The sequence below is a fragment of the Bacteroides intestinalis DSM 17393 genome (genome assembly GCF_000172175.1).
GTDB classification, from domain to species: domain Bacteria; phylum Bacteroidota; class Bacteroidia; order Bacteroidales; family Bacteroidaceae; genus Bacteroides; species Bacteroides intestinalis.
Genome location: NZ_ABJL02000008.1, coordinates 1843082 through 1858041, shown reverse-complemented (window position 1 = coordinate 1858041; position 14960 = coordinate 1843082). Strand labels below are relative to the sequence as shown.

The 14960-nt window shown below is 43.4% G+C and carries 9 protein-coding genes; 1 reads left to right on the top strand and 8 read right to left on the bottom strand.

The annotated features are described in order from the left end of the window. Positions 1-182 precede the first annotated feature (182 nt). Entirely contained in the window at positions 183-1514 is a 1332-nt protein-coding gene (locus tag BACINT_RS16825; protein WP_007665204.1) for an OmpP1/FadL family transporter, read from the top strand. 79 nt (positions 1515-1593) lie between these two features. On the opposite strand, the gene BACINT_RS16820 is transcribed toward BACINT_RS16825, so the two are convergent. The 8 genes from BACINT_RS16820 to BACINT_RS16785 all read right to left on the bottom strand — a co-directional run bounded on the left by BACINT_RS16820 (position 1594) and on the right by BACINT_RS16785 (position 14739). Next, entirely contained in the window at positions 1594-2874 is a 1281-nt protein-coding gene (locus BACINT_RS16820; protein WP_007665203.1) for a DcaP family trimeric outer membrane transporter, read from the bottom strand. A 76-nt stretch (positions 2875-2950) separates the two neighbouring features. Beyond that, positions 2951-4414 carry a TolB family protein gene (locus BACINT_RS16815; RefSeq protein ID WP_007665202.1) on the bottom strand — a complete coding sequence of 488 codons (1464 nt, stop codon included), beginning with the start codon at positions 4412-4414 and terminating at the stop codon, positions 2951-2953. Then, the gene (locus tag BACINT_RS16810; protein ID WP_007665201.1) at positions 4411-6141 is read right to left on the bottom strand and encodes a DUF6057 family protein; all 1731 of its coding nucleotides are present in this window, start codon (positions 6139-6141) and stop codon (positions 4411-4413) included. The genes BACINT_RS16815 and BACINT_RS16810 overlap by 4 nt, the downstream gene beginning before the upstream one ends. Next, positions 6138-6767 carry a DUF4369 domain-containing protein gene (locus BACINT_RS16805; protein ID WP_007665200.1) on the bottom strand — a complete coding sequence of 210 codons (630 nt, stop codon included), beginning with the start codon at positions 6765-6767 and terminating at the stop codon, positions 6138-6140. The genes BACINT_RS16810 and BACINT_RS16805 overlap by 4 nt, the downstream gene beginning before the upstream one ends. Before the next feature lie 132 nt (positions 6768-6899). Continuing rightward, positions 6900-8771 carry a glycoside hydrolase family 18 protein gene (locus BACINT_RS16800; RefSeq protein WP_007665199.1) on the bottom strand — a complete coding sequence of 624 codons (1872 nt, stop codon included), beginning with the start codon at positions 8769-8771 and terminating at the stop codon, positions 6900-6902. A 6-nt stretch (positions 8772-8777) separates the two neighbouring features. Next, positions 8778-9680 carry a hypothetical protein gene (locus BACINT_RS16795; RefSeq protein ID WP_007665197.1) on the bottom strand — a complete coding sequence of 301 codons (903 nt, stop codon included), beginning with the start codon at positions 9678-9680 and terminating at the stop codon, positions 8778-8780. Positions 9681-9702: 22 nt separating this feature from the next. After that, positions 9703-11508, bottom strand: a complete 1806-nt coding sequence (locus tag BACINT_RS16790) for a RagB/SusD family nutrient uptake outer membrane protein (RefSeq protein WP_007665195.1) — start codon at positions 11506-11508, stop codon at positions 9703-9705. 12 nt (positions 11509-11520) lie between these two features. Further along, positions 11521-14739 carry a SusC/RagA family TonB-linked outer membrane protein gene (locus tag BACINT_RS16785; RefSeq protein WP_007665193.1) on the bottom strand — a complete coding sequence of 1073 codons (3219 nt, stop codon included), beginning with the start codon at positions 14737-14739 and terminating at the stop codon, positions 11521-11523. Positions 14740-14960 lie beyond the last annotated feature (221 nt).

Here is a 14960-nt window from a genome sequence, read left to right as displayed (position 1 = left end):
GTCAATGGGTGAATACAGATGAAACGGCAGAATGATTATTATTTTTTTTTAGGTTCGTTTCATTAGAAACAGTTTTTGTTTTCAATTAATTGTAGAAGCAATCTGATATTTTTGCACAAAATACTTTCTGATGTGCAATATTATTGTAACTTTGCGCCCGATAACAATTAAAAAAGATTTAGATGAGAAAATTTTCGTTGATTAGCTTTATGATGCTAATCGTTTCAACTTCAACTTTTGCAGGAGGTCTTCTTACGAATACAAATCAGCATGCAGCTTTTCTTCGTATGCTATCTCGCGGTGCTACCACTGAAATAGACGGTGCGTTGTCCAACCCCGCAGGTTTAGCCTTTTTGCCGAATGACGGTTTTCATATGTCTTTGAGTATTCAGAGTGCTTTCCAAACAAGGAATATCGATGCTTCGTGCGAAGGTCTGGGGCTGAATAAGTATTATGAGGGTAAGGCATCTGCGCCTGTCATCCCCAGTTTGTTTGCTGCTTATAAGATGGGTGACTGGACGATCTCCGGCTTTTTCGGTATTACCGGTGGCGGAGGAAAGGCTTCGTTTGACGACGGTCTTCCTATGTTCGATGCTATGGTGATAGGCGGATTGGGAGCCCAAAAAATTCCAAGCAATGCCTATTCGCTGAAAAGCTACATGGATGGCAAGCAGTACATCTATTCTGTACAGTTGGGTTTGACTTATAAGATAACGGAATGGCTTTCTGCTTTTGCGGGTGGTCGGATGAACTACTTTACGGGTGGTTACCAAGGTGCATTGAAAGCCAGTGCTGCCGTAGATTTGCCTTCTCCTGCCGGAGGAACGATACCTGTTGGTACGGAGCTTATCGGCATAGACTTGGATTGTGACCAGACCGGATGGGGATTTACTCCGGTTATCGGCTTGGATGCCAAGTGGGGCAAGCTGAACATTGGTGCAAAGTATGAGTTCATGACTAACCTGAACATTGAAAATTCCACTAAAGCGAACTCGCTTCGCATGATTGGTGCCGCTGAAACTGAATTGGCGGATTACAAGCATGGTGTGAATACTCCGAATGATATCCCTTCCATGCTTTCTATAGCTGCTTCATATGAGTTTCTTCCGGTATTGCGTGCATCTGTAGAATACCACTTCTTTGATGATAAAAGTGCAGGAATGGCTGGTGGCAAGCAGGAGTTTCTGACAAAAGGAACAAACGAATATCTGGCCGGTATTGAGTGGGATGTAACCAAACATCTGACTTTGAGTTGTGGAGGTCAGATCACAGACTATGGATTGTCTGACAATTACCAGAGCGACACCAGTTTCTCTTGTGATTCTTATACTCTGGGTTTTGGTGCCAAGTTGAATTTAACTGAAAGAGCTGCCCTGAACGTTGGGTACATGTGGACTACTTATGATGATTATACTAAAAAATCTCAGAACTATAATAATACCGGATTGAGTGGTACAAATATCTACAGCCGTACAAACAAGGTGTTTGGCGCTAGTATCAACTACAGATTCTGATTTCATAATTACTTTATATATAGCAGAAGCCGTCTCGAAACATTGTTTTGAGGCGGCTTCCTTGATTTATGTATCTGATTTAGAAAGAATATTGTACCAACAAATTCATCCGGTTGGCATGGTGCGTTGAATTATTGAAATCTGTACGCCAGCCGCGAAGGTATTCAGCACCTACTTGCATATTCGGAGTAACATTCCAGAATACATTGGTTACGAGATATTGTCCGTAACGGTAACTACTGGGTTGATCGTTGGGATAACCGTTCTCCGAATACAATCTGGACATACTGTAAGTAGTGGACACAAACACTTTCGGGCAGATGTTATACTGTGCCCCGGCAAACCAGCCCAGCATAGGCAATGCCTGCATCTTTCCTTCTTTTTCGGGATTGGGAACGATGTCTACATTCAGATTGCTTATGTCATTCAGATACTGTCCGATACCTTTTCCATAAGTAGCCTGCCCGAAGATTTCCCATTTCTTACTGAGATTGAATGAGGTAGATGCCTGTATACCCCATCCGGTAACGTCGGATGCATGATCGCTGAGCGTACTGGTGTATGTCATGCTGCGAACGAGGCCACCTACACGAAGATGACTGTTGGCTCCCCAACCATATTGGGCGTAAGCGGTGAAGTCCGGCATACGTTGTTGGGCTACGCTGAGTTGATCGTTTGTAGTACCATCTACACTGGGCACCTCTATGGATGCATGGAAACGCCAGTTCTTCAGGCCTTTGTAAGTGTAAGCCAGTTGAGTGGCGCGATAGAAAGTAGCACCGTTAGGACCTTGGAAGTCGATAGTAGAAGGTAATGCTGCTAAATCCATGAAACCTCCGTAGGTATAACCTACTGTCACATTGCGGAATGACATATACGCATTTCGCAACTGGAATACTTTGTCTCCGCCACGGAAGTTACCGGCAGTGTACACTACGAAATCACCCAGTAGTTTTGTGTGTCCTACCAGTTTCAGGAAGATGGTGGAAGTACTTGCATCCATCTGGAACTGGTTCTTTACTTTACTGGCATTCGGAATGTAGGCCGGGATGAAATCCATGTTATCTACAATGCCACCGAAGTCATACTCGGCAGTGGCACGTACATATCCTCCGATACCAAGGGCGAATTTTCCTTTTTTATCCATCAACAGGAAGCGGGGGGCCTGTGGATCGTGGATGTACCTGAACTGTGATTCGTTCATGATACGGACGATCTCGTCGCCTGCTTTGTCGATGGTAACCATGACGATGCCATTAGATGCTTCGTCGTCAATAATCACTTTTTCTTGTGCTTTAGCCACAGACGGAACAAGGCCGATGGTACACAACAGAAACATTACTTTAAAGATTGTCTTCATTATTAAGTTAGGTTTTGGTGAATGCCCATTGAACAACCTAAATGAAAAAAGGTTGAGTAGAAGAATGACGGATATGTTATTTTTTGATTGATTTGTAGCGGAGGTTCTCCGTTTCTTTACCGAAATAGGCTTTTTGCAATTCATGGGCATCATACGTCTCGGCTGTATTGTAAAGTTCTGGTATATTATAAGACTTGAACGTATTCAGATAAACTTCCGGATTTTCTTGTGGAAGAAGAAACGCTTTACTTACGCTTCCATCTTGGGATACATGGGCAAAGTAAGGACGCCCATATACCCGGTCGTCTCGTTTGGAGGCGAAAGCTATCCATTGGGAATTACTGCTCCAGGAATGATAGGAATCAGAGTACCGTCCGTTTGTTTCTTCCATTTTATCAATCTTTCCGGTAGAAAGCTCCAGCATCCAAAGGTCTGTTTCCGGATGCCAGATGGGGAAAGTACCATAATCGGATACGGAGAACAGCAGGTATTTGCCGTCCGGTGAGCATTTGGGAAAACTTACGGATTTCCCTTCGGATGAAGCTCGGAAGACTTCGTGAATACTATCACCCAATTGTCCGGTTTGAGGATTAAAGGAGATGGAGTAGAGGTCATAGCGCATATGACGGGTACTGTCCGGCTGAGGGATATAGGGTGCCCGGCAGAAATAGATAGTATGGTTATTAGCAGAGAAACAAGGGAAGGTTTCCTGATATTCCGTTCCGCTGATACCGGGGTTATCGGTAACCGTTCCCTGTTCAAAATCTATCAGGATAAGATCACTACATTTATCGAAAACTTCCAGACGTTCGGTGCGATAGCTGTGCAGAATAGGGATAATTTCGGCTGTGGTGAATATGCCGAAACGCCCGTCCTGGGAAATCTCTCCATAGACAGCACCGGCTGTATGATCTGTTTTAGTATTGATTTTCCGTAATTGCCCGTCACGACTATAAATTGTACCTCCCTTACTGCCACGCATATGCATAAATGTAGTGGGATTGGCTGCACGGTTGGATGTATGGCAATTGATACAGCTATGATCTGTAATATTGTTATCGGCCAGAAGGCGGGTATCGAAATTCTCAAGGTTACGTTCGCAAACTTGCAGCATGTTCCATATCTCATAAGCCGGCTCTATCAGGCGGTAGCTGAGATATCGGTCTATGCTGTCGGGTGAGATGTACCAGTAGAAATCTTTGTAATGTATCTTTTGTTGCGAGATATGGGCATAGACAGACACAGACAGTGTATCCCCTTTTTCATCCGCAAGCATCTTTTTCCATTTCTTTATGGGGAACTGGAGCCTGTAGGACTGGCTGTCGAATTGATACTCTTTCTTTCCCTGGATAATAACGGAGAGGTTTGCCGCACCTTCCAGTTGGAAGTTCAGCGGAGCGATGTTGCAGGGTACGGTGATATCTGTATAGTCAGGAAACAGGAGCGGCTGTTCGGGACAGTCGGTGTAATCCTGAAGTAAACGTTTTCCACAGGAGAAAAGCGTCAGGGTTGCAATGAACAGGATGATAGCTCTTTTCATGGTTTCAGTTGTGCATAATAGTAATAGAACCAATATGTTTTTCCGAATAACTTTTCCAAAGCCCGCCCGTCTCCTTTGGCATCTTCGTATATGGAGAGGTATTGCAGACAGTCTTTGTAAACTTTAGCAGAGATGCGATAATGCTTCAGTTGTTCCTGCGGGTTTTCTTTCTCATTCATACATGCTATCAATGCTTCTTGATAGAGACGGGATGGAAACGAACCGAATGCCGGATAATAGTAACGGTCATAATCCTTCTTGAAAAGCTGCAGATCTTTATTCAATAGGTGGAAGCATAAGAGGTAGTCGGCAGCCATTTTGTTTTGAGGATTGCTTTCGATTAAATTAGCCAGTGAAGTACGCCATTGATTGGCGGAGAACAACGTATCTTGTTGTGGAAGCATCCGACGTTTATGAATCCAGTAAGGGATGGAATCACATTGGCCGGATTTAATAAGTTCCAATCGCTCCTTTGCCCAGCTCCGGTGCAAGGAAGTATGGGACAACATGCGTAGATACTTTTGGGCAACTGAATAATCTTCGTTGATAATGGCAATTTCCGCCAGTTTCCGTACCATGCGTGAAGAACGCTGATGCGGGGTAAATGTCATAGCAAGCATGGCAGAGTGCTGGGCTTGTGCCATGTCACCGCATTCCATGAGGGCATCGGGACTTGCCATGGCGTATATATAGCCTGTTGATTCGTTGATTTGTAGTAGAAGCCCATGGAAAGCTGGCTGATAATGTAGCATTAATTCATCGCAGAGCTTGTCTTGGCGGGCATAAGCGAGATTTGTATAGTAGGCACTGAGATAGGTCGGGTAGGAGTTATCCTTGTTGAGCCGGATTACCTTATCCCAGTGTCCGAAGTAGGCTTCGGATGAAAAGGCGAGTGTTTTTTCTTCGGAGGCGTTGTGTGCCTTGGTTATGGTAATTGTACCCAGGGTAAGGATTGTAAATAGTGCAATCCATTGCTTACACTGCCGGGAAATAAAAACCGGCAGGAGGGAGAGTAGCAGAAAAACTTCTGTCAGGAGGAATACAAAAGGCTGACGCAGCATGTATCCGCTTATCAATGGATAGAAGTATGATTGGCGGGGAGTTAAAAAATAGAAATAACTACCTCCGATAGGTATGAGGAGGGAGATGAGTAGCAGAAAGAAGGATAACTTGTAATTGTTGAAGTGCTTGCACTCATAAATTGTGGCTAAAATGACATATGCAAAGAAGTGTGCCCCTACGGCGCAATAGAGGATGATAAGCATAACTACGTGGAGTATTCCCCTCGTATGTGTTGATGTGCTCAATGTTGACAGTGAGAATGCCCAGACGCTGCACATTAGTCCAAGTGACATGGAAAGGGGATATTCTAAATGGCAGGATAACGCCCATTCGGCAACTATGGGCAGTAATGCCCAGAGGGATACATGGCTGGTGATGCCGGTTTTACGTAATGCTATCCGGAGTCCCAGCCAGGTGAACACAAAAGTGAGGGTTAATATACTGCTTCCACCACCTGTCCACAGGAAAAACTGAGTAAGATAATCGCCACAGATTTCGGTCAGGAATGCCGGTTTCTGTAAGTACGTTTGTAGAAAGTCCGGTTGGAGTACGCATAGTGTTATCTGTTCTTTATAATGCAGATGATATGGATAGAAGTAAAAGAAGAATATCCAGCAGGCTATAAAGAATAGGTAGACAAAGATACTGTTTATTTGTTTTCTCATGGTTCGGGTTTCCATTTTTCTATTCCAAGTCTTTTTAAATCATTGGCTTGCTGTTCATTGAACATGTGCTCAAGCGTCATGAATAAGTATCCTCCTAACGGATTCAGATTCTGTTTAATGAAACAGAACGTAGAGTCACCAAAACTTTCGTAGATGCTATCCCTTTGTTTCTTCAGGATTGCTGTAATGGTACTGTCTTTCTTATTTTTATTGATTTTCTGCGATAGTAAGGCTGCTTTTTCACCGGCAGATTCCATTTGTTCTTTCCAGTGTTGCAGTTGGTTATTGAGTGGAGTGCCGATACCGGAACTATTCATACCCATGTTGGCATGCAGCGTTCCTTCTTCTGCCACAACGAGCAGACGTTGTATAGGTGCATTTGCCCGCCTGCTGATAACAATATCGTAAATAGCGGAATCTGCCGGAATGGAAAAGGAGAAAGTTCCGTTTACAATATAGGCAGAATCTACTGTTTCCGGAGTGGGATGGGGGCGTGGAACCAAATATATGATTTGCCCGTTGTATTCCGAAGATACCACTCCTTCGATATTCATCAGTTTCTTTGCTATCGGCTGACAACTGCTGATGCAAAATAGTAAGATAAGATAAAAGAAATGTTTATTCATATCGGCTTGTCTTTTCTGTTATCTTTAGAAAAAGGAGGCTGCTCCATTTATATATTTTTTCACTCATGAATGAAGATCGCAAAATCATCCAGTGGGTGGAACAACCTCCTGTATCCGTGTTAAGTTAGAGTATTATAAGTTTGCTTTGGCCCATGCTGTAATCAGTTTGTTTTCATTGGAGTTCCAAGCTTCCTTATAAAGGTCGCGTACCACATCGAGCCACTTAATGCTGCGGGTCTCTTTAGAATCACTTGTTCCTACATCAACGGCGCCGCCGTATGCTTTATAATCTTCACGCAGGGTACCACAAATACGAGCATAGGTCCCGGTATATGTGTTCAGGTCATTGTTGGTTACCTTAACATCGTAGTTGAGTTGATCGTCCGTGCAACTGTAATTTCCCGGATGGGCAGGATTTTCGGTAGCCCACTTGGAACGGTCTGCTGCATACACGGTGACTCCGTCCTTGAAGAGATAAGGATAATATCCTGAGTTGTCCATGTCTTCATATACAATGCCGCATACTGGGAACTGAGCTCCCGATTGCAATTGTATATGCTTCAATACAGCTGCCATCGCATCCGTATCGGTGTCACCTTTTGCTTTCCATACGGCAGTTGCAATCCAGGTTGCAAGTTTTTCGGCTGTAGGATTGAGCATGTATACCTTGCCTTTTTTCTGAACGCCGGTTTGCACGTCCTTGCCGGTTGAATATTCGTAAAGCCTAACCGGGTATCCTTCATAATTAGGATAGGTGGTCGTTTCCTCTATCAGTGTTCCCGCCATGTATTGACCGGTGCTGATTATCTTGTCGCAACTGGTGACGAGTGTTTTGTAACCATCCGAATTGTTTATGAAGTCATGTAATTGGGCGTCTTTGTCTTCCTGCATTACGGCATTCCAGAGTGCATTGCGTAGTGTTCCCTGGTTATCATCACCATCGTAATCCCAGAACATCATACCTTTCATGCCTAATCCTAAAAGCCATGTACCTTTTGCGGCAATGCTTCGGGGATTGTCATAACCACAATAGAATACTCCGTTCTTGGTAACGTACGGAACGCTGCCCTCTTCATCCCAATTATCAATGACATAGCCTTCGCCTGCGCTTAAGTCGACAATGTCTCTGTAATTGATAGAACCACCGGAGTTGAAATGTGCTCTTCCATAGAATGGAATACCCAGGACTAATTTATTGGCAGGTACACCGGCACTCAGATATTCGTTGACTGAACGCTGGCAATCCCAAGTAGCACTTGGTTTGTTCAATGGTGATTGATGGCCGGGGGCACCTACTAAGTCGTACGTCATAATGTTGACGAAGTCCACATAGGGGTCTACAGCTTTCACATCGATATACTTCCATCCTGCTCCTTGCGGTTGCTTGTTCTTGCAATACCCGGCGTAGGTCAGTAAAGTGGAACTTGATAGTGTTTCGCGCAGATCTTTCATTAACAGAGTGAAATTCTCTACGTCAACCAACGGATCGTAGGCGTTACTGCCGAAAGTCATGCCGGGAAATTCCCAGTCGATATCAATGCCGTCTATGCCTTCCTGCTGAACGAACTTTTTGCAATCTTGTGCGAATTGTTTACGCATCTCGGGACTTTTTGCCAGGGCGGAGAAACCACCGTCTTGGGAATTACCGGTATTAGAGACACTATTTGTAAAAGAGAGTAATATCTTTAAATTGCTATTTCTTTCTTTTAACTTCTTCACTTGATTGAAACGTTCCTTGTCACCTTGCAAGTCAAACTTCTGATAGACATTGTTCTTAACATAAAGTTCGGCGAAAGCATAATTGATATGCGTCATGTAAGTGGGGTCGGGAAGCATTTTGCCATAGTAGGTCACATAACCTAATGCGACGCGTCCGTTAACTCTCTCTGCCATGTTGTTCACTTCCGGAGGCCCGAAACTGGGTACACCGGTGATGTAGTCGTCATCGTGACAGGAACTCAGTCCTAATATAATAGCTATTACAATAAATATAATCTTTTTCATAAGGCATTATTCTTTGGATTCATAATATACATACCAACCATAGTCGTCCCAGTCGCCCCCACCTGTGTATTTTTGTGGGTGATACAGAGTGATATATTCATCAGTCAATGTAAGTATCCAGAAAACATTGTCTTTTCCTTTGCTCTGGCCGAGGTCATCATAATTGCTGCCGATAACAGGAATATTGGTAGTCAGTCTGCCCTGAACCAAGTCTTCCGGTTGGTCACGGTCGAATCCGAAAGTTCCTTCATTCATCAGATTGCCGCTCTTGTCATAAGTCTTCACTTTGGTTCCCTGAATTTCGAATACTATCTTCTGATCTCCTGCCTGTGCAAGGTTTACTGATCCCCACCATGCAAAATTAGATTCCGGAGTATATCCTGAACTGGTATATTTCCATCCACCATGTGCTCCCATGTTGCAGACCGATCCCCATTTTACTTCGCGGAATCCCCATGCTTTGGTTGCATCGGCATCAGCTTTGTCTTTGGCTCCGGTAAATAGCCCCATCCATTCATCAAACACATTGGTGACTGTCACGGTAAAGATATCACTGGTTACAATTTTACCATTAGAAATAGCTTCATAATATATCTCATAAGTTCCGTTGGCACCATATATGATCGTATCATTATCGCTGCCGGTAATCTTTGTGCCGACTCCATAGTGCCAGATACCTCCCAATTCAGGACGGTTGTTTTTGAGTACTACATATTGATCTCCTTCTACAGCGTCATCTTGGTTGGGAATAGGCTGGGTGACGGATAATATGTTGTTCAGTTCTTCCTTGCTGATAGGGTCTCCGGCATTAGTAATGTATTTATCGCGTAAGGATTCATCTTCCATAGGGTCGCAGGCTGTGACTATAGCCATTGCTGCGAATAATAGTATTGCTTTTAATGTTTTCATATCATTGAGATTTTAAATGGCATTACATTTTTGTCCAATCACTGAATTGCGCATCAGGTCCCCAACCCGGATTTTGCTCGAGCACACCATTGGAACGGTCTATTTCTATTTGAGGTATAGGCCAGTAACCCTGGGTTTGCTGTAGACGTTTCTTATAATCATACTTGACCATAGGCGTAAGAGCGGCGGCATTGATAACCTCAAAGCCTGTCTGGCGGTTTAGTGCATTTCCTGCTTCTTCCAGACTTGGACCGGACCAGCGGAGCAGATCCCACCAACGGATGGATTCGAAAGCAAACTCCCAACGGCGTTCCTGTTTAAGTGCATCCAATGTGTATGAGATAGGGGCTAAGTGGGAACGTTGGCGTACTCTGTTCAAACCGGTTGCATCTCCTTTTAGTTCGGAATGCATCAGCAGTACATCGGCAAAGCGGATGTGGATAAGATCGGTAATATTCAGTAACTGCGGGGAAGTCTGGCTGGATATGCCCGGATGTAATGTTTTACCGAAAGCTTCAAGTACTCCGTTGCTATTATATGCATTGATATTGATGTATTTCTTGTTGAAATATCCGGTCTGCTCGTAATAGCGGTAAGAAACGGTATATGCGGGTTCTGAATCATCTAAACGGAAGTCTGCCAAAACATTTCCTTCATTGTTGGGGTCCATAGCCTTGTACGACCAAATAGAACCGGAAATACGCGGGTCTTCAGTGTATCCATCCAAGAATGTTTGTTGTTTAGACCACTCTTTCCAGTCCTGAACCATACTGGGAGATACCGGGCCTGCACCCCAACCAAAGTTGAATGGATAACTTTCTTCTTTCCAGTCGGCATCGTCACCGGAAGGGGAGTAGAACATTGCACATGTATTGGCAAACCATGTGTAGGTCCATGTGGAGGTCAGGTTGTGCTTGTTGGCAAAGAGTGTTTCGATAGAAGAATTGCCATCCCAAGCGAGTTTATGCTTCACTGCGTATGCGTATTGCTTCTTGGAACTGGTACTGTTAGTGGCAGAGTTTGTATAACCCCATAGATTGCGTTGATCGGAAATTAGGTTGTGTCCGGAATGATCTATGCAGTCTTCCAACCAACTGATAACTTGTTCTTTTGTGATTTCGCCTTCGGGAGTCAGAGGTAAAGTCTTCTTGTCATAACGTCCGGTATAGAATAGAAATACTCGCGCTGCAAGTGCTTCGGCTGCATACTTGGTAGCATGACCTGCCATGGCATTCCCGGCCGGATATATCTGGTTAGGCATCATCTCAATTGCATTCTTTATATCAGAAGCAATCAAGGCATATACTTCATCAACGGACGCCCGCGGGAGGTTTACAGCTTCAATCGTGGTACGAAGGGGAACGCCGCCGAATATCTTTACTAATTCATAGTAGGTCCATGCCCGGAGGAAATAAGCTTCGCCGAAGTGACGTAAACGTTCAGATTCACTTGACCAGCTTTTTACGTTATCGAGCGTGTTAATCGTATTGTTGGCACGATTTATGAGTTGATAACAACGGTCCCAGATACCAAGTCTACTGTTCAGGCTTCCTTGATAAAGCAAGAAGTTTGTGGCGCAATTGCCGGAATAAGAGAGGTTGCCGCCTAAGCAATCATCACTGGCCAATTGGGCTGTATAGTATTCTGAAGATGTTTCAGGATCTTCAAACAATAACTTGGCATAGATAGACGTCAACATTTGGTTGGCATCTTTCTCCGTTTCCGGAAAGTTCTCTGTTGTTTTATCTGTAAGTAACTCAGTGTCAAGGAAACTTTCACATGACGTGAGTATGAAAAGTGCAGATAGTATATATATTAGTTTTTTCATATTTTCATATTATTAGAATTTGACATTTAAACCAAGCATACATGTGCGGGCTTCCGGATAGTATCCTAAATCTATGCCCTGTACCCAACCAAAATCACTACCATAACCGATTTCGGGGTCCATACCTGAATATCCGGTAAAGGTGTATAAGTTCTGGACTGTAGCATAAAGTCTGAGCTGTTGCAGAGGGATTTTCTTGAAAATCTTCTTGATATCAACTCCGATCGTAATATTCTTGATTTTGAGATAATCTCCATTCTCTACATAAATATCGGAAACTTTAGACCAATTGCTTCCACCAGTGCTTGCTAGGCGTGGTAACTTGTTGGAAGTTCCTTCTCCGTGCCAACGTTCTAGGATGTCTGTGGTAAAGTTCTGCAATGGAGAACTGGCATAATCCCGGTAGCATTTAAGTATTTGCTGGCCGAAGGCTCCATAAGTAGTAACCGATAGGTCAATCATTTTCCAGCTGACATTGAAAGAGAATCCAAGTGTCATATCCGGGTGAGGATTACCAATTTCTGTACGGTCATTCGAGTCAATGATTCCATTCTTATCAATATCTGCCCAGATCACATCTCCCGGTTGTGTTTGAGCACCATTTTCTTTAGCACCTTTATATTCGTCTATTTGTTTTTGGTTCTGGAAAATACCGAGACTCTTGTAGCCATAAAAATATCCTAAAGGTTTTCCAATTTCTCCGCGTGCACACTCGTCGGATGCATTCCATAAATTGCCCGACGGTCCATGGAGGATACCATCTTCATTGGGAAGTTCGGTAATTCTGTTTTTATTGAATGCAGGAGCTAGATTGATACCATAATTCCAGTCCTTACCTATGTTATCGTTCCAGTGGAGACCGATTTCAAATCCGGTATTCCGAATAACTCCACCATTGATGGCAGCCGGACTTGAACCGAATGAATAGAGTACGGGTGGGGTAATAAGCCAGTCTTTGGTTAACCTTCTATACCAATCGAATTCGAGTGCCAGGCGACCATTGAAGAATCGTGCATCGAGACCTATGTTGAGCTGTTCCTGGGTTTCCCATGAAAGATCCGGATTAGTCAGCTTATATGCGTAGGAACCAATAGAAACCTGATCCATGGAGTCGCCGAATGAATAACCTCCATTACCGTTGTTGGCAGTGATACGTGAAATGTATTCAAAGGTGTTTACGGCGTTATTACCATTCTGTCCCCAAGATGCACGCAGTTTTAAGAAATCCAGCCAATTGAGTTCCGGCATGAAACTTTCGTTTGTAACGACCCAACCTGCCGAGAAAGACGGGAAATATCCCCATCGATGACCACGGGCAAAAATAGAAGAACCATCCGCACGCATAATGGCGGTTGCCATGTACTTTTCTTTATAGTTGTAGTTTATACGACCAAAGAAGGAAGCCATTTGCCCTGCTGCGCCGGGAGCTCCTGTTAAAGTTTTAATTTTATTTTTATCATCGTACTTTATGTTGCTCAGATATGCATGTTTAAAGTCTGAGAATTCAGAACCTTCTGCATTGGCACTCATGGAATCACCCATTCCGTATTTTTCAAGACTCTGCCCGATTACCGCGTCAAAATGATGGTCTTTAAGAGTGAAATTATAACTGGCTGTATTTTCCCAGGACCAGCGGTGGTTGAGTGACATGGACTGAGTTACCCTGTCTTCTTGTGTCGTCAGGCTTTGACTTAGCTGGCGATAACTGGGGATATATGAACGATAACTTGAAGCTGACAAGATGTATCCGAATTGTGACTTGATTCGTAAATTCTTGATTGGTTGCAGCTCTGCATAAAAACTGGATTGTAAGTAATGGCTTTTGCTTAAGGCATGACTTGTGTAGTAATCCATATAAGCTATTGGATTTGTGGTGTTTTCCCCATATCCTTCTTCTTGTGCATCATCATATAAGTAGTACTCTCCTTTGCTATTATAGGCATGCATCAATGGGGGAGTAGTTAACATATCACGTGTACCATTCCAGTAAATGCCAGTGGTGGCGAAAGAACCTGCAGTCTGCTGGTACTTGTAATTAAGAGTCTGCCCAATTTTGAGTACATCAAGGTTCCCTATCTTTTTGACAATATGATTAGAGTTGATACGTGCATTGTATCTGTCCATACTGGCAATGCGACCTGGGGCTCCCATAGTAGCTTCCTGATTGAAGTAAGTAAAACCAATAGAGAAGTTGGAACGTTCCGTACCTCCGGTGAAGTTCAATGAATGGCTTTGGATGGGAGCATCATTATTTAAGATCTCTTTTATCCAGTTGGTACCATTCCAGGTTCCTTCTTGGATAGCTTTATAATCAGCTGCCGGTAACCATTTCTCCCAGTTCAGAAGCGAAGTACCATCCATCATGTGCATTTCATCTTCTATCATCATATATTCCTTAGCATTCAGCAGGGTGGCGATTTTAGGAAGGTTCTGAATACCATAGTAACCATCGTAAGTAACCTCAAAGTTACCTGTTTTGCCTTGCTTGGTAGTGATGAGAATAACGCCATTGGCGGCACGTGAACCATAGATCGCAGCAGATGCGGCATCTTTTAATACATCGATAGATTCAACGTCGGCAGGGCTTAGACCATCTATACTGCCGTTGACCACTCCATCTACTACATATAAAGGAGAAAAATTACCATTGGTTCCGAGACCACGGATATTGACTTTAAATCCCTGTCCGAGGAAACCGCCGTTTGATGTGATATTTATACCAGGTGCCTGGCTTTGCAGACCGCCCAGAACATCTGTTGTATTTAGCTTTGCGATATCAGTACCTTTCACTTGTACGGTAGCTCCGGTAACCAATTTTTTTTTCTGAACTCCATAGCCAACTACTACTACCTCTTCCAGTAATTCGGAATCTTCTGTCAGCGTGATTTCCATCTTGGGGGTTGCTTTTACTTCCAGTGTCTTATATCCGACGAAAGAGATTACCAAAGTAGCACCTCTTTTCACGGTAAGAGAGAATTTACCATCTATATTGGTAATAATACCATTGTTTGTTCCTTTTTCCAGAACACTTGCTCCGATAACAGGTTCGCCTGTCTGATCTATTATCGTGCCATTGACGACTTGCGATTGTAGCTGTTCTGCAATTTCAGATAAACCTTCTGAATTAGTACCGATTGCTAGGGCGGTATTGCTTCCTATTAGTAAAGCTACAATGGCAATAGTGGTGAGGAATTTGTAATGTAGTGTTCCTCGTTCGCGATTTTCATTCATGATTTGATGATTTTTGTTTAAAGCTAAATTGGAATATAAAATAAACTAGATAGAAAATGAGATGGACAATAGAATGTCTGGGTGCATTGTTTCCTTTTTCATAAGCATTTGTTTTTCTTAGGTTGATATTATAAATTAAGGAGTTGCAGCATTCTGAATCAGAAGTTATTTTATGTCTTGTCTGATCTTGCTACTTCAAATATAATTCGTATTTTCGTTAC

What these genes read in the sequence shown, in the direction of transcription:
- BACINT_RS16815 (WP_007665202.1), bottom strand. Translation starts at nt 4,414, where the DNA reads ATGAAAAGAGCTATCATCCTGTTCATTGCAACCCTGACGCTTTTCTCC.
- BACINT_RS16785 (WP_007665193.1), bottom strand. Translation starts at nt 14,739, where the DNA reads ATGAATGAAAATCGCGAACGAGGAACACTACATTACAAATTCCTCACC.
- BACINT_RS16825 (WP_007665204.1), top strand. Translation starts at nt 183, where the DNA reads ATGAGAAAATTTTCGTTGATTAGCTTTATGATGCTAATCGTTTCAACT.
- BACINT_RS16805 (WP_007665200.1), bottom strand. Translation starts at nt 6,767, where the DNA reads ATGAATAAACATTTCTTTTATCTTATCTTACTATTTTGCATCAGCAGT.
- BACINT_RS16795 (WP_007665197.1), bottom strand. Translation starts at nt 9,680, where the DNA reads ATGAAAACATTAAAAGCAATACTATTATTCGCAGCAATGGCTATAGTC.
- BACINT_RS16820 (WP_007665203.1), bottom strand. Translation starts at nt 2,874, where the DNA reads ATGAAGACAATCTTTAAAGTAATGTTTCTGTTGTGTACCATCGGCCTT.
- BACINT_RS16790 (WP_007665195.1), bottom strand. Translation starts at nt 11,508, where the DNA reads ATGAAAAAACTAATATATATACTATCTGCACTTTTCATACTCACGTCA.
- BACINT_RS16800 (WP_007665199.1), bottom strand. Translation starts at nt 8,771, where the DNA reads ATGAAAAAGATTATATTTATTGTAATAGCTATTATATTAGGACTGAGT.
- BACINT_RS16810 (WP_007665201.1), bottom strand. Translation starts at nt 6,141, where the DNA reads ATGAGAAAACAAATAAACAGTATCTTTGTCTACCTATTCTTTATAGCC.